24 protein-coding genes are annotated in these 20,812 nt (G+C 56.2%); 15 read left to right on the top strand and 9 right to left on the bottom strand.

What is annotated here, in order from left to right:
• Positions 1 to 39: 39 nt before the first annotated feature.
• The 4 genes from DHN10_RS16650 (at position 40) to DHN10_RS16635 (ending at position 4,203) form a co-directional block, all read left to right on the top strand.
• On the top strand, positions 40 to 1,272 hold the full coding sequence (locus DHN10_RS16650) for a TRAP transporter substrate-binding protein (protein WP_108816472.1): 1,233 nt from the start codon (positions 40 to 42) through the stop codon (positions 1,270 to 1,272).
• A 120-nt stretch (positions 1,273 to 1,392) separates the two neighbouring features.
• Positions 1,393 to 2,061, top strand: coding sequence for a TRAP transporter small permease (locus DHN10_RS16645; RefSeq protein ID WP_108816471.1), 669 nt, complete (start codon positions 1,393 to 1,395; stop codon positions 2,059 to 2,061).
• Complete coding sequence (locus DHN10_RS16640) at positions 2,061 to 3,419, top strand: TRAP transporter large permease (RefSeq protein ID WP_108816470.1); 1,359 nt, start codon at positions 2,061 to 2,063, stop codon at positions 3,417 to 3,419. Before DHN10_RS16645 ends, DHN10_RS16640 begins: the two co-directional genes overlap by 1 nt.
• A gap of 7 nt (positions 3,420 to 3,426) precedes the next feature.
• Complete coding sequence (locus DHN10_RS16635) at positions 3,427 to 4,203, top strand: IclR family transcriptional regulator (RefSeq protein ID WP_108816469.1); 777 nt, start codon at positions 3,427 to 3,429, stop codon at positions 4,201 to 4,203.
• Here DHN10_RS16635 and DHN10_RS16630 read toward each other — a convergent pair.
• A complete protein-coding gene (locus tag DHN10_RS16630) occupies positions 4,200 to 4,700 on the bottom strand; it encodes an Lrp/AsnC family transcriptional regulator (RefSeq protein WP_108816546.1) in 501 nt (166 codons plus the stop codon). The two genes, DHN10_RS16635 and DHN10_RS16630, sit on opposite strands and share 4 nt — an antisense overlap.
• Positions 4,701 to 4,869: 169 nt before the next feature.
• Here DHN10_RS16630 and trxB point away from each other — a divergent pair, with 169 nt between their 5' ends.
• The 3 genes from trxB to DHN10_RS16620 all read left to right on the top strand — a co-directional run bounded on the left by trxB (position 4,870) and on the right by DHN10_RS16620 (position 7,948).
• Positions 4,870 to 5,838 (top strand): thioredoxin-disulfide reductase, encoded by a 969-nt coding sequence (trxB, locus tag DHN10_RS16625; protein ID WP_108816468.1) that lies wholly within the window; start codon positions 4,870 to 4,872, stop codon positions 5,836 to 5,838.
• Between the two features lie 10 nt (positions 5,839 to 5,848).
• Positions 5,849 to 5,998 (top strand): hypothetical protein, encoded by a 150-nt coding sequence (locus tag DHN10_RS19770; protein ID WP_159087029.1) that lies wholly within the window; start codon positions 5,849 to 5,851, stop codon positions 5,996 to 5,998.
• Positions 5,999 to 6,220: 222 nt separating this feature from the next.
• Positions 6,221 to 7,948 carry a bifunctional sulfate adenylyltransferase/adenylylsulfate kinase gene (locus DHN10_RS16620; RefSeq protein WP_234417165.1) on the top strand — a complete coding sequence of 576 codons (1,728 nt, stop codon included), beginning with the start codon at positions 6,221 to 6,223 and terminating at the stop codon, positions 7,946 to 7,948.
• Between the two features lie 33 nt (positions 7,949 to 7,981).
• On the opposite strand, the gene DHN10_RS16615 is transcribed toward DHN10_RS16620, so the two are convergent.
• Both DHN10_RS16615 and DHN10_RS16610 read right to left on the bottom strand, forming a co-directional pair.
• Complete coding sequence (locus DHN10_RS16615; RefSeq protein ID WP_108816467.1) at positions 7,982 to 8,206, bottom strand: DUF1150 family protein; 225 nt, start codon at positions 8,204 to 8,206, stop codon at positions 7,982 to 7,984.
• Between the two features lie 3 nt (positions 8,207 to 8,209).
• Complete coding sequence (locus tag DHN10_RS16610; protein WP_108816466.1) at positions 8,210 to 8,623, bottom strand: Hsp20 family protein; 414 nt, start codon at positions 8,621 to 8,623, stop codon at positions 8,210 to 8,212.
• Between the two features lie 165 nt (positions 8,624 to 8,788).
• Here DHN10_RS16610 and DHN10_RS16605 point away from each other — a divergent pair, with 165 nt between their 5' ends.
• The 3 genes from DHN10_RS16605 to DHN10_RS16595 all read left to right on the top strand — a co-directional run bounded on the left by DHN10_RS16605 (position 8,789) and on the right by DHN10_RS16595 (position 10,620).
• Complete coding sequence (locus DHN10_RS16605; protein WP_108816465.1) at positions 8,789 to 9,007, top strand: YdcH family protein; 219 nt, start codon at positions 8,789 to 8,791, stop codon at positions 9,005 to 9,007.
• A 64-nt stretch (positions 9,008 to 9,071) separates the two neighbouring features.
• Positions 9,072 to 9,560: a 5-(carboxyamino)imidazole ribonucleotide mutase gene (purE, locus tag DHN10_RS16600; RefSeq protein WP_108816464.1), complete on the top strand. Its 489-nt coding sequence runs from the start codon at positions 9,072 to 9,074 to the stop codon at positions 9,558 to 9,560.
• Entirely contained in the window at positions 9,553 to 10,620 is a 1,068-nt protein-coding gene (locus DHN10_RS16595) for a 5-(carboxyamino)imidazole ribonucleotide synthase (RefSeq protein ID WP_108816544.1), read from the top strand. Before purE ends, DHN10_RS16595 begins: the two co-directional genes overlap by 8 nt.
• Here the strand turns inward: DHN10_RS16595 and DHN10_RS16590 are convergent.
• Genes DHN10_RS16590 through DHN10_RS16580 form a run of 3 tightly spaced genes read right to left on the bottom strand, consistent with a single transcriptional unit; the run spans position 10,617 to position 13,098 of the window.
• Positions 10,617 to 11,342 carry an esterase/lipase family protein gene (locus DHN10_RS16590; RefSeq protein ID WP_108816463.1) on the bottom strand — a complete coding sequence of 242 codons (726 nt, stop codon included), beginning with the start codon at positions 11,340 to 11,342 and terminating at the stop codon, positions 10,617 to 10,619. The genes DHN10_RS16595 and DHN10_RS16590 overlap by 4 nt on opposite strands.
• Positions 11,343 to 11,394: 52 nt before the next feature.
• The gene (locus tag DHN10_RS16585) at positions 11,395 to 12,231 is read right to left on the bottom strand and encodes a DMT family transporter (RefSeq protein WP_108816543.1); all 837 of its coding nucleotides are present in this window, start codon (positions 12,229 to 12,231) and stop codon (positions 11,395 to 11,397) included.
• Positions 12,232 to 12,252: 21 nt separating this feature from the next.
• A complete protein-coding gene (locus DHN10_RS16580) occupies positions 12,253 to 13,098 on the bottom strand; it encodes an NAD(P)-dependent oxidoreductase (RefSeq protein ID WP_159087028.1) in 846 nt (281 codons plus the stop codon).
• 114 nt (positions 13,099 to 13,212) lie between these two features.
• Between DHN10_RS16580 and DHN10_RS16575 the strand changes: the two genes are divergently transcribed.
• Positions 13,213 to 13,734 (top strand): GNAT family N-acetyltransferase, encoded by a 522-nt coding sequence (locus tag DHN10_RS16575; protein WP_108816542.1) that lies wholly within the window; start codon positions 13,213 to 13,215, stop codon positions 13,732 to 13,734.
• 190 nt (positions 13,735 to 13,924) lie between these two features.
• On the opposite strand, the gene groL is transcribed toward DHN10_RS16575, so the two are convergent.
• The 3 genes from groL to DHN10_RS16560 all read right to left on the bottom strand — a co-directional run bounded on the left by groL (position 13,925) and on the right by DHN10_RS16560 (position 16,472).
• Positions 13,925 to 15,571, bottom strand: a complete 1,647-nt coding sequence (gene groL / locus DHN10_RS16570; protein WP_108816541.1) for a chaperonin GroEL — start codon at positions 15,569 to 15,571, stop codon at positions 13,925 to 13,927.
• A 49-nt stretch (positions 15,572 to 15,620) separates the two neighbouring features.
• Entirely contained in the window at positions 15,621 to 15,905 is a 285-nt protein-coding gene (locus DHN10_RS16565; protein ID WP_108816461.1) for a co-chaperone GroES, read from the bottom strand.
• Between the two features lie 111 nt (positions 15,906 to 16,016).
• Entirely contained in the window at positions 16,017 to 16,472 is a 456-nt protein-coding gene (locus DHN10_RS16560) for a MarR family winged helix-turn-helix transcriptional regulator (RefSeq protein ID WP_108816460.1), read from the bottom strand.
• Between the two features lie 65 nt (positions 16,473 to 16,537).
• On the opposite strand from DHN10_RS16560, the gene hmgA reads away from it, so the two are divergent.
• The 4 genes from hmgA (at position 16,538) to DHN10_RS16540 (ending at position 20,794) form a co-directional block, all read left to right on the top strand.
• Positions 16,538 to 17,893 carry a homogentisate 1,2-dioxygenase gene (hmgA, locus tag DHN10_RS16555; protein WP_108816540.1) on the top strand — a complete coding sequence of 452 codons (1,356 nt, stop codon included), beginning with the start codon at positions 16,538 to 16,540 and terminating at the stop codon, positions 17,891 to 17,893.
• A 93-nt stretch (positions 17,894 to 17,986) separates the two neighbouring features.
• Positions 17,987 to 18,958, top strand: a complete 972-nt coding sequence (locus tag DHN10_RS16550) for a fumarylacetoacetate hydrolase family protein (RefSeq protein WP_199910704.1) — start codon at positions 17,987 to 17,989, stop codon at positions 18,956 to 18,958.
• Positions 18,959 to 19,059: 101 nt separating this feature from the next.
• Positions 19,060 to 19,515: a hypothetical protein gene (locus DHN10_RS16545; RefSeq protein WP_108816459.1), complete on the top strand. Its 456-nt coding sequence runs from the start codon at positions 19,060 to 19,062 to the stop codon at positions 19,513 to 19,515.
• A 49-nt stretch (positions 19,516 to 19,564) separates the two neighbouring features.
• On the top strand, positions 19,565 to 20,794 hold the full coding sequence (locus DHN10_RS16540) for an MFS transporter (RefSeq protein WP_108816458.1): 1,230 nt from the start codon (positions 19,565 to 19,567) through the stop codon (positions 20,792 to 20,794).
• Positions 20,795 to 20,812 lie beyond the last annotated feature (18 nt).

Genomic DNA, 20,812 nt, shown 5'->3' with positions numbered 1-20,812 from the left:
AACGAAAAGTCTCAATAATCGACAACATGGGAGGAAAACATGAAGGTTGGAGATAAACTAAGCGGCATTTCGCGCCGTGATCTGTTCAAACTGGCAGGGCAATACGGGATGAGCTCGACGCTGATGGCGGCGGGCACGTTTGGCGGGGCGATGAGCCTTGCAAACCTGGCATCAGCGGCAGAATCGACCTACGAGCGTCGTTTCGCAAAAGATGCCAAATTCACGCTGAAATTTGGTGCTGCTGGCTTTAACGCCCGCAACCTGCTGATCGAGCGTGCGGGTGCATTGGAATTTGCACGTGACCTTGAAGCGCGTACCGATGGTGAGATTCGCGTTGAATTCATCGGCGACAACCAGATCTGCGGTCAGACATCATGTGTTGAGAAAACGCAGCAGGGTATCGTTGATATCTATGCGGCATCAACACAGAACTCTGCCGGTGGTGCGCCATATCTGAACGTGCTGGATTATGCCTATATGTTCCGTAACCGCGCGGACCAGTATCACTTCCTCTATTCACCAGCCTCTATGGCGTTGCTGCGTGAACCTTATGAGAAGCGTCACGGTCTGAAGTTCCTGTTCAGCCACGCTGAATTGCGCGGCATCCAGCTGGGTCTGAACTTTGAAGACAAGCCAACAGTGACATCAATTGATGAGCTGGCCGGTACAAAGAACCGTGTCACAGGCACACAGCTTGGTCGCATCGCGATGGAAGCGTTGAACCTGAACCCGGTTCCGGTGGCATGGGAAGAAACACTTGATGGTCTCAAGCAAGGCCTGATCGATGGTGCGGAAACATGGGCGTCTGCGGTTGCATATGCGAACATGGCACCGGTTGTGTCTCAATCTGTTCACCTGAACTTCTTCTGCGGTACAGAGCACACAGCCATGTCTGCCTCTGTCTTTGATAGCCTTGATGGGTATCTGCAGGATGCGGTGATGGAGTCGTCCTATTGGGCGCAGACACATGTTCAGGCTGCCAACGAAGTGGCTCTGATCAACACAGTGGGTCAGTCTGATCCACAGCTTCCAAATACGATCTTTGCTCAGAATAACGTGCGCAACGCGTTCCTCTCTGCAGAAGAGATTCGTAAAGCCGAAGAAATGTGTTCACCTGAATTCCAGCCGCAACTGTGGGAACAGTGGCGCGAGCGTCTGAACGGCTGGTCCGGTGGTCTGGATACGTATCAGGAAATCTATGACGAGGTACGCACGATCTCTGCAGACACACTGCCAGAGAATGTTGAACCACGTCGCTGGTGGAAGAGCTAACCCGACCACTCGCTAACACATCGAATGGGGCCGGCCGAATGAGGAGTTCGGCCGGCCCGTTTCACATCAATAAGACCGCCCCATAGCGGCGGCACTCTGACACAATAGGGGGGAACCTAGATGTCGATATTGGCTGAAGCGGTGGCGGTGATACCGGCCATCTTCTCTGGCAGTACGTGGGACATGCGCCAGGCGTTCGATGCGGACGGCATGTGGTTGTTCTGTTTCGTCCTGACTTTCCTGGGCGGCCTCGTGGCGCATATCATGTATGCCAAAGTACCATTCTTGGAGAGGCACCTGGAACGAACCACATCAGTGGTCATGTATTTGATCATTGCAGGCATCATCTGTTGGGGTGTGATTGACCGTTTTGTCTTTTCAAGCCAGTGGTCTGGGTCAACAACAGTGCCGCCCTTCTTGTTCATGGTTATGGCCTGGTTCGCCTGTTCCTATAACGTCAAGCTGCGCACGCACCTGAGCTTTAGCGAATTCCGTTCCAAGATGGCTCCAACAGGCCAAATGGCGACGCTGACCCTAGATGCCGTCCTTTGGTTCGGTTTTTGCTGGATCGCGATTACAACATCGCTGCGGTTTACTGCGCTGTCAGCTGACAACTTTCAATTGGTCGACGGCGTCGACGACGTCATGAAGTGGTGGTTCTACATCACCGTGCCGATCGCCTTTACCTTGATGTCAGGCCGCGTGATCGGCAACTGGCTTGAGGACTACAACAATTACAAGGCTGGTACGCCGATTATCAAACAAGCTGTTATCGGGGGGGACGTGTGATGTCTGACGGTACATGGATTACGCTTATCTCTCTGGCCGTGACGCTGTTTTTTATGCTGGGCACGCCTGTTTTGCTGATCATCTTTTACTGGGTCATCGGTATCAGCTTTGTGATTGAGCTGCCTTTGGCCAATACCGGCAATGAGTTGATCAACGTGTTCAGCAAAGGCTTTGCCCTGCTGGCGATGCCGCTGTTTATTCTGACCGGCGATCTGATCAACCAATCAGGGATTGCCCGACGATTGTCGGATTTTGCTTATTCTTGTTTGGGGTGGCTACGTGGCGGTCTTGCAATGGCATCTATTGCGGCTTGTGGCCTTTTCGCTGCGATCTCTGGTTCCAATTCGGCGACGACAGCGACCATTGGTTCGATGCTGCACCCCGAAATGGTGAAAGGTAACTATGATGAACGCTTCTCTGCTGCCACGGCTGCAGCGGGCGGCACGGTGGGTATCATCATCCCGCCATCGATCATTTTCATTGTTTACGGTTTCTTGATGAACCTGCCGATTTCGGATCTGTTTGTCGCGGGTATCATTCCAGGATCGCTGATGGTTCTGGGCATGATGACGGCGGCTTTCATCATCTGCACGATTAACGGCTGGGGCGTTTTGATCGGTCTGTCGATTTCGCGCATGGTCAAGACGGGCATCGGCGCATGGTTGGGCTTCTTTGCCATCGGTCTGGTGCTTTGGGGTATCTACACTGGTCGTTTCTCACCGACCGAGGCGGCGGGTGTCACCGTGGGCTTTTGTGTGTTCATTGGTCTGGTATCTTATCCGCTGAACAAGATCATGGGCAGCTCTGCTGAACTTCCTGTCGAACAAAAGAGCTATGGATCGATGTTCGTTGTCGAAGGCTTCACCCTTCCACAGATCCCGTCGATCGTATCACGGTCTGCACAGATCTCGGGCATCCTTGTGCCTTTGATTGCGGTTTCAGTTGCCATGCAGCAGGTAATGTCATCGCTGGGCGCCAAAGACTTTATCGGTGACTTTGTCACCGGTATGGGCGGCTATTATGCGGTGTTGTTCACATCGATGGCGATTGTGTTTGTGACCGGGATGATTCTTGAATCCCTGCCGGTGACAATCATTCTTGCACCTATCCTGGCCCCCATCGCGGCGTCGGTTGGTATTGATCCGATCCACTTTGCGGTTGTGTTCCTTGTTGGTGCCTCCATCGGGTTTGTTACGCCACCATACGGTTTGAACCTATATGTGGCGTCAGGTGTGACGGGCGTGCCGTATTTCCGACTGTTGCGCTATATTGTGCCTTATCTGATTGCATTGATCAGCGTTTGGTTCTTTGTAGCACTTGTTCCGCAAACAGCATTGGCAATCCTGCCGGGACAGTAAGGTGACAATGACTGACGAAAATGAAGGCAACTCCGGCCAAATTCCAACCAACCTCCGGCTGCTTTTTTTGCTAGAGGAGGTGGCGAAGGTCGGTGTGCCTGTGACCCCGGCAACGGTGAATGAGGTGATGGGCCTGCCCAAACCCACCATTCACCGTCTCTTTGCCACAGCCGAGGCAGAAGGGTTCCTGCAACGCGATATTGACGGGCGGTCCTACAGTCCGGGCCGGCGGATGCGATTGCTGGCCACCAATACGCTTTCGTCGGAACATCTGCGCACGGTGCGCCTTGCGGTGCTCAAGGCGCTAGCCATCAAGGTGGGCGAGACCTGCAATCTGGCGATCCCAGAGCGCGACGGCATGTTCTACCTTGACCGGGTTGAAACCCATTGGCCGTTGCGCATCCAACTGCCTGTGGGCACGCAGGTGCCGTTTCATTGTACGGCCAGTGGCAAGATGTATCTGTCCACGCTCAGACATGACTACCTTGACCGCTTCTTGCGCAACTACACTCTCAACAAGCAGACCGAGAAGACGATTACTAACCCTGACGAACTGCGTCAGGAGTTGGAACTGACACGCAACCGCGGTTATGCTGCTGACGATCAGGAATTCATGGAAGGCATGACCGCGATTGCCGTGCCGATCACGGATGACCGGGGCAGGCTGCTTTCAACCCTGTCCATCCACGCGCCCGAACTGCGCCACGACCTTCCCGAATTAACCGAATTCCTAGACCCATTGCAGGATGCAGCGGCCGAGCTGGCCGCGATCGTCAGCCGCTAGGCCTCTTGTGCCAATCGCGCTTCGAGCACGTCAAAGGGTACGCCCGGTTCATCCTTGGCACCGCGAATGACCAATGAAGTTTTGACCGAAGCCACGTTTTCAGCGCTGGTCAGTTCCTCGGTCAGGAACCGTTGGAAGGTCCGCAGATCAGGGGCCACGCATTTGAGGATGAAATCCACCTCGCCGTTCAGCATGTGACACTCGCGCACCAAGGGCCAGCCTTGGCAACGGGTTTCAAAGGCGCTCAGGTCGGCTTCGGCCTGACTGACCAGACCTACCATGGCAAAGACTTGCACTTCAAAGCCCAACTCGCGGGGATTGACGTCGGCGTGATAGCCTTGAATGAACCCCTGTTCCTCCAGCGTGCGCACCCGGCGCAGGCAGGGCGGGGCGGAAATGCCAACACGTTTGGCCAACTCGACATTTGTCATACGACCGTCCGCCTGAAGCTCTGCCAGAATCATCCGGTCGATTTCGTCGAGTTTTGTGCCTGGCATCGTTTGTTCCCTGATATTTTTGCAAATGATACGCAACATTGTGTCGCTGCGCAACAATATTTCAAAGGGCCGCAACAAAAGAACGCACCATTTTTGGTGTTCTGTGCCCTCTTTCATCACCGGTAAAGCGCAGCTATATCGGGATCACCCCAACCCGCAAGAGGCTACCATGACCGATACTCGCCACGTCAAAGTTCTGATCATCGGCTCTGGCCCTGCGGGCTATACTGCGGGCGTCTATGCATCCCGCGCGATGCTGGAGCCAGTGCTGATCCAAGGCATCGAGCCGGGTGGTCAGTTGACCACAACAACCGAGGTTGAAAACTGGCCCGGCGATACCGAGGTGCAAGGTCCCGACCTGATGGTGCGCATGGAGGCTCACGCGCGCGCCATGGGGTGCGAGATTGTGGGGGATATCGTCACGTCGCTGGACCTGCAAAATCGGCCCTTTACGGCGACCTGCGATAGCGGTGCTGTTTTCACAGCAGATGCTGTCATCCTTTGCACCGGTGCGCGCGCCAAATGGTTGGGCCTGCCTACTGAAGAAAAATTCAAGGGCTTCGGCGTCAGCGCCTGCGCGACCTGCGACGGGTTCTTTTATCGCGGTCAAGAGATTGTCGTGGTGGGTGGTGGCAACACTGCTGTGGAAGAAGCGCTGTTTTTGACCAACTTCGCGTCCAAGGTCACGTTGGTGCATCGCCGTGATGAGTTGCGCGCCGAGAAGATCTTGCAGAACCGCCTGTTCAACAACCCCAAGATTGAGACGCTCTGGTTCCACGAAGTCCAAGAAGTCTTTGGCACTGATAACCCGTTGGGCGTGGAAGGCGTTCGCGTCAAACATACCACGACCGGCGAGATCACCGAAATTCCGGCCAAGGGTGTGTTTGTTGCTATCGGCCATGCCCCGGCGGCTGAGTTGGTCAAGGATCAGCTGGAAACCCACAACGGCGGCTATGTCAAAGTGGCGCCGGGCACGACCAAGACCGAAATTCCCGGTGTCTTTGCCGCTGGCGATCTGACAGATCACGTCTATCGGCAAGCTGTGACCTCGGCTGGCATGGGCTGCATGGCCGCTCTGGACGCTGAGAAGTTCATTGCGGAAATGGAAGACAGCCAGACAATGGAAGCGGCGGAGTAGGCGCCACCTGTTGTTCACAGCGCTGAACACGAACCTCTATTGTATCGTCTTTGCACAAAATACTGACAGTGTTCTGGATGGCGTGATCCGTCAGGAATTTCAGTTTCATCGTGATGGTCAATCGGTGCGCTATGCCGCATGCACCGCGCCTGAGTGCTGACATGTCGCGCTATTCTCATGAAACAGGGGGCAGGGTGCGGCGCTATCTGTAGATGGTACGTCTGTGTCTTGGGTGTTTATGCAGTAGCGCCGTTACGCTATCCACCCAACCAACGCGCCGATGTTTTGCATTCATCCCCGAATGTGGGACGTTCGTCTTTTTAGCTTTGCCTGCTAGACTTTCTTGGGTGGCAAGGTCTATGCCTCGCTCAACCGCAACCGCATGGTATTTGAGAATTTTATGGCCCAGGATTTGACCCCGATCCCTGAACTTTATGTGTCCTACGACAGCGCCCAGAAGATGAAACTGGACGCCGCAGAGCTGACCAGCCACGATCTGACCCCGCGTCAGATTTGTGATCTGGAGCTGTTGATGAACGGCGGCTTCAACCCGCTCAAGGGTTTCCTGTCAGAGGCTGACTATACCAGCGTCGTGGACACAATGCGTCTGGAAGATGGGGCGTTGTGGCCGATGCCGGTCACCTTGGACGTCTCTGAAGATTTTGCCGCAACGGTAGAGTTGGGTCAGGACATTGCCCTGCGCGACCAAGAAGGCGTGATCCTTGCCACAATGACTGTGACCGACAAATGGGTGCCGAATAAGGCGCATGAGGCCGAGATGGTTTTCGGTGCCAATGATCCGGCACACCCGGCGGTCAACTATCTGCACAATAGCGCCGGCGCCGTCTATCTGGGTGGCCCGGTGATAGGCATCCAGCAGCCCGTGCATTACGATTTCCGCGGCCGTCGCGACACGCCCAATGAGCTGCGCGCGTATTTCCGCAAGTTGGGTTGGCGCAAGGTTGTGGCCTTCCAGACCCGCAATCCGCTGCACCGCGCGCATCAGGAACTGACCTTCCGCGCCGCGAAAGAGGCGCAAGCCAACCTACTGATCCACCCTGTTGTGGGTATGACCAAACCCGGCGACATTGATCACTTCACCCGCGTGCGCTGTTACGAGGCGGTGCTCGACCAATACCCGTCATCCACAACGACGATGAGCCTGCTAAACCTCGCCATGCGTATGGCGGGCCCCCGCGAGGCGGTCTGGCACGGGCTGATCCGCAAGAACCACGGTTGCACCCATTTCATCGTGGGGCGTGATCACGCAGGCCCCGGCAAGAATTCCGCCGGCGAGGATTTCTACGGCGCCTATGATGCGCAGGACCTGTTCCGCGCGCATCAGGACGAGATGGGCATCGAAATGGTCGACTTTAAGCACATGGTCTATGTGCAGGACCGCGCCCAATACGAACCAGCAGATGAGATTTTGGATAAGGACAATGTCACGATCCTCAATATCTCGGGGACAGAGCTGCGCCGCCGTCTGTCCGAAGGTTTGGAGATTCCTGAATGGTTCTCTTTCCCTGCGGTGGTCGAAGAGCTGCGCAAGACGCGGCCGCCACGGGCGGAACAGGGTTTTACCGTGTTCTTCACCGGCTTTTCAGGGTCTGGCAAATCGACCGTTGCCAATGCGCTGATGGTCAAGTTGATGGAAATGGGCGGGCGGCCTGTGACCTTGCTAGATGGTGACATCGTGCGCAAGAACCTGTCGTCTGAATTGGGGTTCAGCAAGGAACATCGTGATCTGAACATTCGCCGCATTGGCTATGTCGCGTCAGAAATCACCAAGAACGGCGGCATCGCCATTTGTGCGCCGATTGCGCCCTATGACACAACACGCCGTGCCGTGCGCGAGGACGTGGAGGCCTTTGGTGCCTTTGTCGAGGTGCATGTGGCGACATCCATCGAAGAATGCGAACGGCGCGACCGCAAGGGGCTATACAAGCTTGCACGCGCGGGGAAGATCAAGGAATTCACGGGGATTTCCGACCCCTATGATGTGCCCGAAAACCCCGAGATCAGGCTGGAAACCGAAAGTGTGCCGGTGGACAACTGCGCACATCAAGTGATCTTGAAGCTGGAAAGCATGGGGCTGATCAAAGCATAAGGGTAAGGTGGATGAAGATCCACCTTACTTAATTCAGTGAACACGCACCGGGTTCATGTCATTTTCGCGGGCCAAATGAAACGCCAGCTTACGGTCGGCTACGACGGCCAACTGTTCGCCTGATGCATTGTGGACGGCGAATAATTCTTCCAGATCACCGACTTGTTCCTGCATGTCGGCAGGCAGATCGGCTGCCAGAATAGGTTTCACATAGACGACATCTTGGCCGATCTTTTCGAGGTCAAACTTCGTATCCATGTCTTACCCTTTCTTGATGTTGATGGTTTGCACGATCCGTTCCGGCTCTGCCCGTGTCAGATCGACGTGGAGCAGGCCGTTTTCCATCACCGCCTCGCCCACATCGACACCGTCAGCGAGCACGAATGAACGCTGGAACTGTCGGGCCGCAATGCCCCGGTGCAGAAAAACCCTGCCGTCGCTGTCATCTGATTGCCGTCCACGGATAACAAGCGCGCTGTCTTCCACGGTGATTGCAAGATCACCTTCGGCGAAACCGGCGACGGCCAGTGTGATCCGATAGGAGTTTTCGGAGGTTTGTTCGATATTGTAAGGTGGGTAGCCTTCGTTGCCGTTCTTTGCGGTCCGTTCAACCAGCCGTTCCAGCTGTTCAAACCCCAAAAGGAATGGGTGCGTTCCCAAAGCCAATTTTGTCATAAGACATGCCCTTTTTAAGCGACTGTCAGGTTTCAGGCCCCGTCTACGGCGACCTTTGTCAAAAATATGGGGTGGAGACCCCATATGATCAAGAGGAAGTCGTAGCAAATGCGCCTCAACCCGCGCTAGACTACATCCAAAGAACAGGAATTGAGCAACCCCGCGATGAACACAACCGCCAAGATGGAACAGACCGAGGTGCTCCGGGTGAAACTGGAGGTGCTGCGTCACGAGCATCGTGATCTTGATGAGGCGATTGCCGCCCTGCACGAGCGGGGTGCGGCTGATATGCTGACGCTCAAACGGCTGAAAAAGCAGAAACTCTTTCTCAAGGATCAGATCACCCAGCTCGAAGATCGCATTCTGCCTGATATTATCGCCTGACAGGCGTTGCAGTGCGGTCTGCCATGGCTATAGTGCCGCTTCCTTTTCAAGGTGGGACAGGCACATGACCAAACCTCAAGTCGGCATTATCATGGGGAGTCAATCAGATTGGCCCACCATGCGCGAAGCGGCGGACGTTCTTGATGAATTGGGGATCGCCTATGAGGCAAAGATCGTCTCGGCGCACCGCACGCCTGATCGGTTGTGGAACTATGGCAAGACGGCAGTGGATCGTGGATTGCAGGTCATTGTTGCCGGGGCCGGAGGTGCAGCGCATCTGCCTGGCATGATGGCGTCAAAGACCCGCGTGCCGGTGATCGGTATTCCGGTGCAGACCAATGCGCTTTCGGGTGTGGACAGTCTGTATTCGATTTTGCAGATGCCGCGCGGTTTTCCAGTGGCAACGATGGCGATTGGTGCGGCAGGGGCCAAGAATGGTGGCCTGATGGCCGCAGGTATTCTAGCGCTCCAGGACGCTGATTTGGCTGCCCGTCTGGACCAATGGCGTAGCGACCTGAGCGCCTCTATTCCCGATGAGCCAACCGATGAATAGGCCGCTGCCTGTTGGGGCGACCATTGGCATTCTGGGTGGTGGCCAGTTGGGCCGCATGCTGTCTGTGGCCGCAGCACGGCTGGGCCTGAAAACCCATATTTTTGAACCCGGCGCAGGTGCGCCTGCTGGCGATGTTGCCCATCAGGTGACAACGGCAAGTTACTATGATGAGGTTGCGTTGACTGCCTTTGGGAATGCCGTCGATGTCATCACCTATGAATTTGAAAACATCCCGACCTCGGCCCTTGATCTGCTTGAAGCGCTTGCTCCGATCCATCCGGGCCGACAGGCCTTGGCCACCAGTCAGGACCGTTTGACGGAAAAGACCTTTCTGCAAGAGCTTGGCCTGCAAACCGCCCCCTTTGCAGATGTAGCGAATGCGGCTGACCTTGATGCGGCGATTGCCAGCATTGGAACGCCAGCCATCCTCAAGACCCGCCGCCTTGGGTATGATGGGAAAGGGCAGGCGCGGATCATGACGCCGGATGATGCGGTGGGTGCGCTCGCTGATATGGCTGGTGCGCCTGCGATTCTTGAAGGGTTTGTCAATTTCAGCCATGAGGTTTCAGTCATTGGCGCGCGCGGCCCTGACGGGGCAGTGGCCTGCTATGACCCGGGTGAAAACGTGCATGAGGTTGGCATTTTGCGCACCACCACGGTGCCCGCAAAGCTGAGCCCGTCGCAGCGCACCGATGCGGTGTTGATTGCTGCGCGCATCCTGAATGCGCTGGATTATGTTGGTGTCATGGGGGTGGAGCTGTTTGTGACACCGCAGGGTCTGATCGTGAATGAAATCGCACCGCGTGTGCATAATTCTGGTCACTGGACGCAAAACGGCTGCACGATTTGCCAGTTTGAGCAGCACATGCGGGCGGTTGCTGGTTGGCCATTGGGCGATGGGTCACGCCACGCAGCTGTCGTGATGGAGAACCTGATCGGTGACGATATGGACCGGGTGCCGGACCTGGCCAAGACCGACGCGGCGATCCACCTATACGGCAAGGCAGAGGTCAAACCGGGCCGCAAGATGGGCCATGTGAACCGGATTATCCAGCCCTAGTCGTCATCGAACATGACATCCATCAAGCTGAGGTTGTGATTGAAACGGCCTTCTCGCAAGAACAGCATCACCTCTTCCATCACAAGTGGATTGTTCATCATGAAGGTATGCGTCACCGGCAAAACAATGTGATCCTGCATGCCTTCGAGCCGGGTTGAGGCGACAGAGACTTTGCCATCGTCCGGCCCGTCGATCAGGGCAGAGTAAACCGGGTTGAGCGAGCGATCCCCGGCGATAATTCCAATCTCGTAGGGCAGTAGGTCAAGCTGATTGGGCAGGCTGCTTTCATCGGTCCCAAGCTGCAGTCCCGCCGGGCCGTTTACCCATTGAAACGGTTCAAAATCACCAAAGATATCCACCAACTCAGAGCCACCATTGGGTGGGCCCAGCATCACAACGCGGCCCATCTTTTCGGGGCGGTTGTTGGTCAGCCATGCGCGTACAAGGATACCGCCCATCGAGTGGGTCACGAAGTTGACCCGGTTATGACCGCAAGCGGCGACATCTTCGGTCAGATGTTCCTCAACCAGTGTCTGGATCGGTGCAGTTGTTGATGGGTAGCCGCGATTGATGACCTGATAACCTGCGTCCTCAAGCACCAGTTGCATGGGGGTAAAGGAAATCTCGGTCCGTGCAAGACCATGGAGCATGACCACGCATTCCTGCGCGGCAGCAGAGGTGGCCATGAAAGCCCCGATGATTGATGCAAAAAGACGGCTCATTAGATATATCTAGCACGGGCACGCGGTGACAAAAGGGCCGCATGCAAGAAACCTAACGTCGCACAGAGAGCGAAACCGCGATCCCACCAAGTACCAAAGCCCCCGCAATGATCAGGCGCGCACTGAGGTCTTCACCCAGAAGGGCCACGCCTGCCGCAACTGCAATCACCGGCACGCTCAGCTGTGCAATGCCAGCAACGGTTGTGGGCAAGCTGGGCAGCACCCGATACCACAGCGCATACCCCAGCCCTGAGGTGACAGCCCCAGCGATGATTGCGGTGATCACGCCTGGAATGGGCATTGGTCCGATCTGCGTCGCCAGCATTACGGCGGCCACCAGCGGCAGGCACAACAGAAAGTTGCTTGCCGTTGCGCCTAATGGGTCTGCCTCACCACGTCCCAGAAGTGTATACGCCGCCCAGGCCGCCCCAGCGACGGTCATGGCAAGCGCTCCGCCCAAAGGCAAAGCGGCCTCACCCGACGGCCAAAGCAACACGCAAAGCCCTGCCAGCGCAATCGCTGCGCCGACCCAGCGCAGCAATGGAATATGCCCGCCTTCGACCACGGCCCAGCCGAAGACAACGATCTGTAGCACGCCAAAAAGGATCAATGCGCCAAGGCCAGCATCCAGCGTGATATATGCCCAAGAGAACCCTACCATGTAAACGGCAAGCGCCGCCGCGCCCGCAAACCGGCGAGCCTTGAAAAGGGCGGGTTTTGGGCCATTCCGTCCTATCACCAGCACCCAAAGCATCACAGCCCCCGCAGCCGTGCGCACTGTGGCAAAATCCATCGGGTCCATGTGTTGAATTGCAACACCCAGCCGGTTCAGCAGGGAATTGGCGGCAAAGGCGCACATGATCACGCATGTCAGTGCAAAGGTTTTCAGCGGTGTCATGTGTTGGGTGTCTTATCCACGGTCATAGAAGGCTGCAATCAATTGCGCGGGGTCGGCATCGCCCCGCCCGTCAGCAATAGCGCGGTCCAGATGATCGCCTGCCATATCCAAAACGGGGGATTGCAGATCATAGGCCGCAAGCACATTTTTGAAGATCCTATTGTCCTTGAGGATCGCCGAGATCGGGAATCCAACGGTCTTGTCTGCGCCAAGAACCTTGGGGATGCGGTCGCGCACCATGGGCACGCCCGCCGGGCCACCACTAAGGATGGTGATGGCTGTTTCCAGCGGTAGCCCCGCCCGTTTGGCCAATGGCAACAGTTCTTCCAGCCCTTGCATATAGACCTGCAACATCGCGTTGTTCACGGTTTTCATGACCAGGCCAGCGCCTAATGGGCCGACGTGGAAAATACGATCCGACAGCGCTGTTAGCGCCTTTTGCGCGGATCCTGCCGCATGATCGTCACCACCAATAAAAATGCCGCAACGTCCTGCTGCCACCAGTTCCGGTCCGCCAGAGATGGGCGCGTCAACAGCCTTTGCACCCGCAGTAGTGATGCGATCATGACGGTCGGTAAGGACGGTCGGCAGAACGGTGCTGGTGTCGATGATCAACTTGCCGGTCACATCAAGCGTCAACATCTGTTCCAGCACATCGGCGACGGCTGCATCGTCATATAGGCTGAGGATCAGGATGTCGCTTTGCGCCACTGCGCTGGCAAGGTCAAGTGTAATTCTGACACCCTCGGCAGCGCGGCCGCTGCGTGTCCAACTGGTGACGGGTTTGCCTTGCGATTGCAGGCGCTGGGCGATGGCAGTCCCCATGCGCCCTAGGCCGATGACGCCGATGTCTGGCATGTCTGATCCCCTTGGTATTTTGGCAGAGTTGATACTGGATCGCAGCGAATGGAAAGGGGGCTTTGCCGACAACACCGCGTGTCCTATCGTGGTCGAAATACGAGGGGGCAAATGATGACAGCAGCAGACACTACTATCATCACTGAACGCCTGCAGCTTGTTCCATACGCCCCTGCGCATCTTGATGGTCTGTATGCCATGAATTCTGACCCAGAGGTGATGCGCCACCTCGGGCCACCTCAGACGCGAGAAGAGGTTGCGACAAGTATCGCGCGGCAGCAGCACGTCTGGGCGCGAAACGGGTTTGGCTGGTGGTCGGTGATTGAGCGGGAAGCAGAGGCGCTGGTTGGCGCGGCTTGCTTGCAGCATTTGGCCCATGTCGAGACCAACCCGCTTGAGATTGGCTGGCGATTGCGTCCTGCGGGGCAGGGCAAGGGCTATGCGACCGAGGCGGGTCGGGCCGTGATGCGCTATGGGTTTGATGTGATTGGTGAAAGCCGTCTGGTGGCCGTGACAGACCCCGAGAACAAGGCGTCGGCACGTGTGATGGAGCGGTTGGGCATGACCTACATCGGTATCCAGACGCATTATGACGTGCCTTGTGTGACCTATGAGATCAAACGAACGGATCGGTAGGGTGGGTGAAACCCACGCGCCGAAACAGCGACGATGCAGGCACGTGGGTTTCACCCACCCTACGGGATGAGAAAAGGGCGGCTCTGGAGAGAGCCGCCCTTTCCTATTCTTCAAGGCTGCATGTTCTGGGTGTTTGCAAGCAAAACCCTATCGCATGCGAAACGCGTTTGGGCAGAGCCCAAGCCGCATTTTACATCATGCCGCCCATGCCGCCCATGTCGGGCATGCCGCCGCCGGCAGCTGCACCGCCGTCTTTGGCTGGCTTGTCTGCGACCATCGCTTCGGTTGTGATCAAAAGACCAGCAACAGAGGCAGCGTCTTGCAGCGCTGTGCGCACAACTTTGGCAGGGTCGATGACACCGAACTTGAACAGGTCGCCATACTCTTCCGTTTGCGCGTTGAAGCCGAATGCGGCGTCATTGCTTTCACGGATTTTGCCCGCAACAACAGAACCGTCGACGCCGGAGTTTTCAGCGATCTGACGCAATGGTGCTTCGATGGCTTTGCGCACGATGGAGATACCAACGCTCTGGTCAGAGTTTGCACCCTCCAGACCCTCAAGCGCCTTGCCACCCTGGATCAGGGCAACACCGCCACCGACAACAACACCTTCTTGAACAGCGGCACGTGTCGCGTTCAGGGCATCGTCAACGCGGTCTTTACGCTCTTTGACTTCCACTTCGGACATGCCGCCGACGCGGATCACAGCAACACCGCCAGCCAGTTTGGCCACACGCTCTTGCAGTTTTTCACGGTCGTAGTCGGAGGTTGTTTCTTCGATCTGGCCACGGATCTGAGCAACACGTGCTTCGATCTCGCCTTTGTCGCCGGCACCGTCGACGATGGTTGTCTCGTCTTTGGTGATGGCCACGCGCTTGGCGGAACCCAGCATGTCGATTGTGACGTTTTCCAGCTTCATGCCGAGGTCTTCGGAAATCACCTGACCACCTGTCAGGATCGCGATGTCCTGCAGCATGGCTTTGCGACGGTCACCAAAGCCTGGCGCCTTCACAGCAGCGATTTTCAGACCGCCGCGCAGCTTGTTCACAACGAGTGTGGCCAGTGCTTCGCCTTCAACATCTTCTGCGATGATCAGGAGGGGCTTGCCGGACTGGATGACAGACTCGAGCAGCGGAACCATTGGCTGCAGGGAAGAGAGTTTCTTCTCGTGCAACAGGATGATCGCGTCTTCCAGCTCTGTCGTCATTTTGTCAGGGTTGGTGACAAAATAAGGGGACAGGTAACCGCGGTCGAACTGCATGCCTTCTACAACATCAGTCTCTGTCTCAAGACCTTTGTTCTCTTCAACAGTGATGACGCCTTCGTTGCCAACCTTCTGCATCGCGTCCGCGATCTGACGGCCGATTTCTTCTTCGCCGTTTGCAGAGATTGTACCAACCTGCGCAACTTCGTCGCTGTCAGATACAGGGCGGGCTGCGCCTTTGATGGCTTCAACAACTTTCAGCGTTGCAAGGTCGATGCCGCGCTTGAGGTCCATTGGGTTCATGCCAGCAGCGACAGATTTCATGCCTTCGCGAACGATCGCCTGAGCAAGAACTGTGGCTGTTGTTGTACCGTCACCGGCTTCGTCGTTGGTGCGGCTGGCCACTTCTTTGACCATCTGCGCGCCCATGTTTTCGAACTTGTCTTCAAGCTCGATCTCTTTGGCGACGGATACACCATCTTTGGTGATGCGCGGTGCGCCGAACGATTTGTCCAGAACAACGTTGCGGCCCTTGGGGCCCAGAGTAACCTTCACCGCGTTGGCAAGGGTGTTGACACCTGTCAGCATGCGATTGCGTGCATCTGTGTCGAATTTGACGTCCTTAGCAGCCATTTTCATGTGCTCCTTGAATTAGATAAGTAGTAGGGGCGATTTCGTCGGCTTAAAGTGTGCCGAGGATGTCGCTTTCCTTCATGATCAACAGGTCTTCGCCGTCGATCTTGACCTCTGTGCCGGACCATTTGCCGAACAGCACTTTGTCGCCTGCCTTGACGGACATTGCGATCAATTCGCCGCTGTCCTTACGGGCACCTTCGCCAACGCTGACGACTTCGCCTTCGGCTGGTTTTTCTTTGGCGTTGTCAGGAATGATCAGGCCGCCTGCTGTCTTTTCGTCACCTTCAAGGCGACGGACCAGTACACGGTCGTGAAGTGGTGTAAATGCCATTTCAGAACTTCTCCAGTTCGAGTTTCTCCCATGTTAGCACTCACCGGGTGCGAGTGATAACGCAGCGTAGGTAAGGAGCGCATTTGCGTGAGTCAACAGTCTATCGCGGAATTAGATGCTGGAATCCTCGCGTGCAGACCCGCGCCCCGCAATCTGCGCCAGACACTTACGCAGCACCGCCACCTCATGCGCTGTGAACCGCGTCGCAATCCGGTCGTCAAAGCGCTGGGCAGCGCTGCAAATTTCCTCAAAGGCGCTATGCCCTGCGGGTGTGAGCGACAGGGTTTCGTGGCGGCGGTCGTTTGGCTGCTCTGTGCGGGTCAGGAACCGCTTTGCCTCAAGCGCTGCCACCGCCCGGCTGATTTTCGTTTTATGCACGCGTGCCCGGCTGCCGATTTCTTTTGCGGTCAACCCGCCATAACGCCCCAGATGAAACAATACCCGCCATTCGGTGCGTAGCATGCCGTAGCGATCTTTGTAGTGTTTTTGAAACGCCAATCCCGAAGCCTCTGCCGCCTGATTGAGCATGTAAGGCAGGAAATTCTGTAGTTCAAAATCCTGTTTCATCTTGGCTGAGCCTCTTGTTAGTTACAAAAGTAACTAATATGCGATCCGCAACGGAGGATAAAGCGATGAATACTCACACTGTCCCAGACCGCATGGTGCAAGCGCCGTCCTTGCCTGGCCCAAACGCGGGGTACATGCCCGGATTTGGCAATGACTTTGAAACAGAAGCACTGCCAGACGCATTGCCGCAAGGCATGAACAGCCCACAAAAGTGCAACTATGGTCTTTATGGCGAGCAGTTATCCGGCACCGCATTTACCCATGAGCGCCCAGAGCGCACATGGTGTTATCGCATCCGGCCATCCGTGAAACACTCACATCGTTATCAGCGCATTGATCTGCCTTATTGGAAATCCGCGCCCCATGTTGTTGAGGACGTCACCAGCCTTGGCCAATACCGCTGGGATCCGTTGCCGCAAAGCGATGAGCTGACCACTTGGCTGACAGGTATGCGCACAATGACGACCGCGGGGGATGTGAATACCCAGGTTGGTATGGCCAGTCATATCTATCTAGTGACCGAGAGTATGGTGGACGACTACTTCTTCTCTGCCGATAGCGAATTGCTGGTTGTCCCGCAGGAAGGACGGCTGCGTTTTGCCACAGAGTTGGGGATCATCGACCTTGCCCCGCAAGAGATTGCGATCATTCCACGTGGGCTGGTTTATCGCGTGGAAGTGCTGGATGGCCCGGCGCGTGGATTTGTTTGCGAGAACTATGGCCAGAAATTCGAACTGCCGGGCAGGGGGCCGATTGGGGCGAACTGCATGGCGAACCCGCGTGATTTCAAAGCGCCTGTGGCCGCCTATGAAGACCGCGAGACCCCCTCGACCGTCACGGTCAAATGGTGCGGGCAGTTTCACCGCACCAATATCGGGCACAGCCCGCTCGATGTGGTCGCCTGGCACGGCAACTATGCCCCGATGAAATACGATCTGAGTACCTATTGCCCGGTGGGTGCGATCCTGTTCGATCATCCCGACCCGTCAATTTTCACCGTGTTGACCGCCCCCTCTGGTCAGCCGGGCACCGCTAATATCGATTTTGTCCTGTTTCGGGAACGCTGGATGGTGGCAGAGGATACATTTCGCCCGCCATGGTACCACAAGAACATCATGTCGGAACTGATGGGCAATATTTACGGCCAATACGATGCCAAGCCGAAGGGATTTGTGCCGGGTGGGATGTCGCTGCACAATATGATGCTGCCGCATGGGCCTGATAAGAATGCCTTTGAGGGGGCAAGCAATGCCGACCTGAAGGCAGAGAAGCTGGACAACACGATGTCGTTCATGTTCGAGACCCGGTTTCCGCAGCATCTGACGGCCTTCGCAGGCAAGCAAGCGCCTTTGCAGGATGACTACATTGATTGCTGGACGTCACTGGAAAAGAAGTTTGATGGTACGCCCGGCAAAAAATGATTACGCCGTGCTTTGGACGTCGCGCGATGCGAGGGGTTTTACCCCTGGCGCTCCTCAGAATATTCTACGGCTGATAATAACAGGAGTGGTACTTTGAAAGTTGCGAGTGTCCAAATCGCTGGTGAGGTGGGTGCTGACGGTGCATTGGCTATTGTCAGCGATGACCTGAAGTCCTGCCGCATTGATGCAAGCTGCCGCTCTTTGCAAAGAGCGATTGATGTGATGAATTTTGAGGTGGGTGGTGATGCAAGCGCGCTTGATTTGGCGCATTGCGTGTCACCGCTCCCGCGCGCTTATCAGTTCCTTGATGGCTCGGCCTACGTCAACCATGTCGAACTGGTCCGGCAGGCCCGTGGCGCGCAGATGCCACAAAGTTTCTGGACCGATCCGTTGATGTATCAGGGTGGGTCGGACGGTTTTCTGGCACCCACCGATCCGATTGTCGGTGACCCTGCGTGGGGCATTGATTTCGAGGGCGAGATCGCAGTGATTACAGGGCCTGTGCGCATGGGTGCCGACCGGGACGAAGCATTGGCGGCGATCCAGTTTGTGATGCTGTGCAATGATGTGTCGCTGCGCAATCTGATCCCGGCTGAACTGGGCAAGGGATTTGGCTTTGTGCAATCCAAACCAGCCTGCGCATTCTCGCCTGTTGCGGTCACACCGGATGCTTTGCCAGGTTGGAAGGACGGAAAACTGCACGGCATTTTGCGTGTTGACCTGAACGGTGCTCCGTTTGGCCGTTTGCAAAGCGGGCAGGACATGACCTTTGATTTTGGCACATTGATCGCCCATGCCGCCAAGACCCGCAATCTTGCGGCGGGCACGATTGTGGGGTCTGGCACGGTGTCCAATAAACTGGATGGTGGGCCGGGCAAAACCGTGGCCGCAGGCGGGGCAGGGTATGCTTGCATTGCAGAGCAGCGGATGATCGAGACGATCCAGCAGGGTGCGCCGCAAACGCCCTTTATGCAGCCGGGCGACAGAGTGCAGATCTGGATGGAGGATGAGGCAGGCCAAAGTACCTTTGGCATGATTGACCAAACCGTGCAGGACATGGCCTAGGTGCACCACTGCGGCGCAATCGCGCCACCTGGGGTAGCCATGTCACCTGCCGTCGGTATTGTGACCGTAGATTTGCAGCACTGCAGCGGGATGACATTGACATGAGCACCACAGCACAGACCCCTCGCCCGACTTTTGGACTGATCGGGTTTATCTTCGGGCTGATTGCACTGACCCTTGTGGCGATACAGGTCTCGGCCATCATGGACCCGCCAACGCAAAGCGCGGCCACCTCGATTGGAGAGATCGCCGCAGAAATCCGCGATTCTGCCAAACGCGCCATCAGCGGCGAAGAAGCGCCAGCGCCTGAACCGCAGAGTGCCTTTAGCATCACACAGATCATGACGGTTGTCGGGTCTGTCCTTGGCGGGCTTGCCGCCATTCTTGGTGCGGTCAGTCTATTTCGTCAGGAACAACGCACATTGGGCCTGTTTGCCATCGGCTTTGGCACCGGTGCCATCATCATGCAGTATGTCTTCTGGCTGGCCGTGATCATCTGTGGCGCACTTTTGTTGATCAGTATCATCTCAAATCTTGATGGGATTCTAGGCGGCTAATGTGACGCCTCCCCTCGCTATTGGGCCGAATTCGCAGTAAGCCGGACCCATGAAGATTGTCCGCCTTGAAGACGCACATACGCTGCCGCTGTGGCGTCGTCCGACGTCACTGTTGTTTGTGATGGCGATGGCAATGCCGATTGCCTTTGCGACGTGGTCGGCGCTACTCAATAACTTTGTGATCGAAGTGGCGGACTTTGACGGGTCCGACATTGGCTGGTTGCACACGGTGCGCGAAATCCCTGGTTTCTTTGCTATTGGGGTGATCGCCCTGATCATGTTTATCCGCGAACAAATCTTGGGGTTGGTGGCGTTGATCATGTTGGGGGCTGCTACGGCGGTGACCGCACAGTTTCCGCAGATGGGTGGCATTCTGGTGGTCACCATGCTGTCGTCGATTGGCTTTCACTACTACGAAACCGTCAACCAATCACTGCAATTGCAGTGGATCGACAAAAAGAAAGCACCGCAGACGCTGGGCTGGATTTTGTCGGCAGGCTCTGCCGCGACGCTGGTTGTTTACCTGCTGATCGTGGCAAGCTGGGACCGCTTTAACCTGACCTTCAACATTGTTTATTGGCTTTCGGGCGGCTTCACGGCGGTGGTCGCGGCTGTTTGCCTTCTTGCCTATCCGCAGTTCGAGACACCGCATCCGCAGGTCAAGAAGATGATCCTGCGCAAGCGCTATTGGCTGTACTACGCCTTGCAATTCATGTCTGGCGCGCGCCGTCAGATCTTTGTTGTCTTCGCGGGTTTCATGATGGTCGAGCTGTTTGGCTTTGACGTGGATGATATCACTAAGCTTTTCATGATCACCTTGTTGATCAACATGTTTGTCGCCCCGCTGTTGGGTGGTCTGGTGCAGTTCTTTGGAGAGCGCAAAGCGCTGATCTTTGAATATGTTGGCCTGTGTTTGGTGTTTTTTGCCTATGGCGGTCTGTATTACTTTGGTTGGGGCGTCTTGCTGGCGACGATACTCTATATCGTAAACCACCTGTTCTTTAGCCTTGCTCTGGCGATCAAGACCTACTTTCAGAAAATCGCTGATCCGCAGGATATTGCACCAACAGCCGCTGTTGCCTTCACCATCAACCATATCGCTGCTGTCTTTCTGCCAGCGCTGCTTGGCTATGTCTGGCTGCAGTCGCCGGGGCTGGTGTTCTTGATGGCAGCCTGCATGGCTATTGTATCGCTCTTGCTGTCGCTTCTGATCCCACGCCATCCCGCCCCTGGACACGAGACCGTGTTCCAGCACCGCCTTTTGGCTGCGGCAGAGTAGTAAATGCGTCGGTCAATG

It is taken from the genome of Loktanella sp. Alg231-35 (assembly GCF_900143545.1).
Classification (GTDB): Bacteria; Pseudomonadota; Alphaproteobacteria; order Rhodobacterales; family Rhodobacteraceae; genus Yoonia.
Note: the sequence above shows the minus strand (reverse complement) of the source record. Positions and strands in the feature narration are given on the sequence as shown.

Bases quoted from the DNA above. Each gene is read 5' to 3' on its own strand.
- hmgA (WP_108816540.1), top strand. From the start codon at position 16,538: ATGAATACTCACACTGTCCCAGACCGCATGGTGCAAGCGCCGTCCTTG.
- DHN10_RS16650 (WP_108816472.1), top strand. From the start codon at position 40: ATGAAGGTTGGAGATAAACTAAGCGGCATTTCGCGCCGTGATCTGTTC.
- DHN10_RS16630 (WP_108816546.1), bottom strand. From the start codon at position 4,700: ATGCCAGGCACAAAACTCGACGAAATCGACCGGATGATTCTGGCAGAG.
- DHN10_RS16540 (WP_108816458.1), top strand. From the start codon at position 19,565: ATGAAGATTGTCCGCCTTGAAGACGCACATACGCTGCCGCTGTGGCGT.
- DHN10_RS16560 (WP_108816460.1), bottom strand. From the start codon at position 16,472: ATGAAACAGGATTTTGAACTACAGAATTTCCTGCCTTACATGCTCAAT.
- groL (WP_108816541.1), bottom strand. From the start codon at position 15,571: ATGGCTGCTAAGGACGTCAAATTCGACACAGATGCACGCAATCGCATG.
- DHN10_RS16640 (WP_108816470.1), top strand. From the start codon at position 2,061: ATGTCTGACGGTACATGGATTACGCTTATCTCTCTGGCCGTGACGCTG.
- DHN10_RS16595 (WP_108816544.1), top strand. From the start codon at position 9,553: ATGAATAGGCCGCTGCCTGTTGGGGCGACCATTGGCATTCTGGGTGGT.
- purE (WP_108816464.1), top strand. From the start codon at position 9,072: ATGACCAAACCTCAAGTCGGCATTATCATGGGGAGTCAATCAGATTGG.
- DHN10_RS16575 (WP_108816542.1), top strand. From the start codon at position 13,213: ATGACAGCAGCAGACACTACTATCATCACTGAACGCCTGCAGCTTGTT.
- DHN10_RS16565 (WP_108816461.1), bottom strand. From the start codon at position 15,905: ATGGCATTTACACCACTTCACGACCGTGTACTGGTCCGTCGCCTTGAA.
- DHN10_RS16645 (WP_108816471.1), top strand. From the start codon at position 1,393: ATGTCGATATTGGCTGAAGCGGTGGCGGTGATACCGGCCATCTTCTCT.
- DHN10_RS16580 (WP_159087028.1), bottom strand. From the start codon at position 13,098: ATGCCAGACATCGGCGTCATCGGCCTAGGGCGCATGGGGACTGCCATC.
- trxB (WP_108816468.1), top strand. From the start codon at position 4,870: ATGACCGATACTCGCCACGTCAAAGTTCTGATCATCGGCTCTGGCCCT.
- DHN10_RS16615 (WP_108816467.1), bottom strand. From the start codon at position 8,206: ATGGATACGAAGTTTGACCTCGAAAAGATCGGCCAAGATGTCGTCTAT.
- DHN10_RS16635 (WP_108816469.1), top strand. From the start codon at position 3,427: ATGACTGACGAAAATGAAGGCAACTCCGGCCAAATTCCAACCAACCTC.
- DHN10_RS16545 (WP_108816459.1), top strand. From the start codon at position 19,060: ATGAGCACCACAGCACAGACCCCTCGCCCGACTTTTGGACTGATCGGG.
- DHN10_RS16605 (WP_108816465.1), top strand. From the start codon at position 8,789: ATGAACACAACCGCCAAGATGGAACAGACCGAGGTGCTCCGGGTGAAA.
- DHN10_RS16590 (WP_108816463.1), bottom strand. From the start codon at position 11,342: ATGAGCCGTCTTTTTGCATCAATCATCGGGGCTTTCATGGCCACCTCT.
- DHN10_RS16610 (WP_108816466.1), bottom strand. From the start codon at position 8,623: ATGACAAAATTGGCTTTGGGAACGCACCCATTCCTTTTGGGGTTTGAA.
- DHN10_RS16620 (WP_234417165.1), top strand. From the start codon at position 6,221: ATGGTATTTGAGAATTTTATGGCCCAGGATTTGACCCCGATCCCTGAA.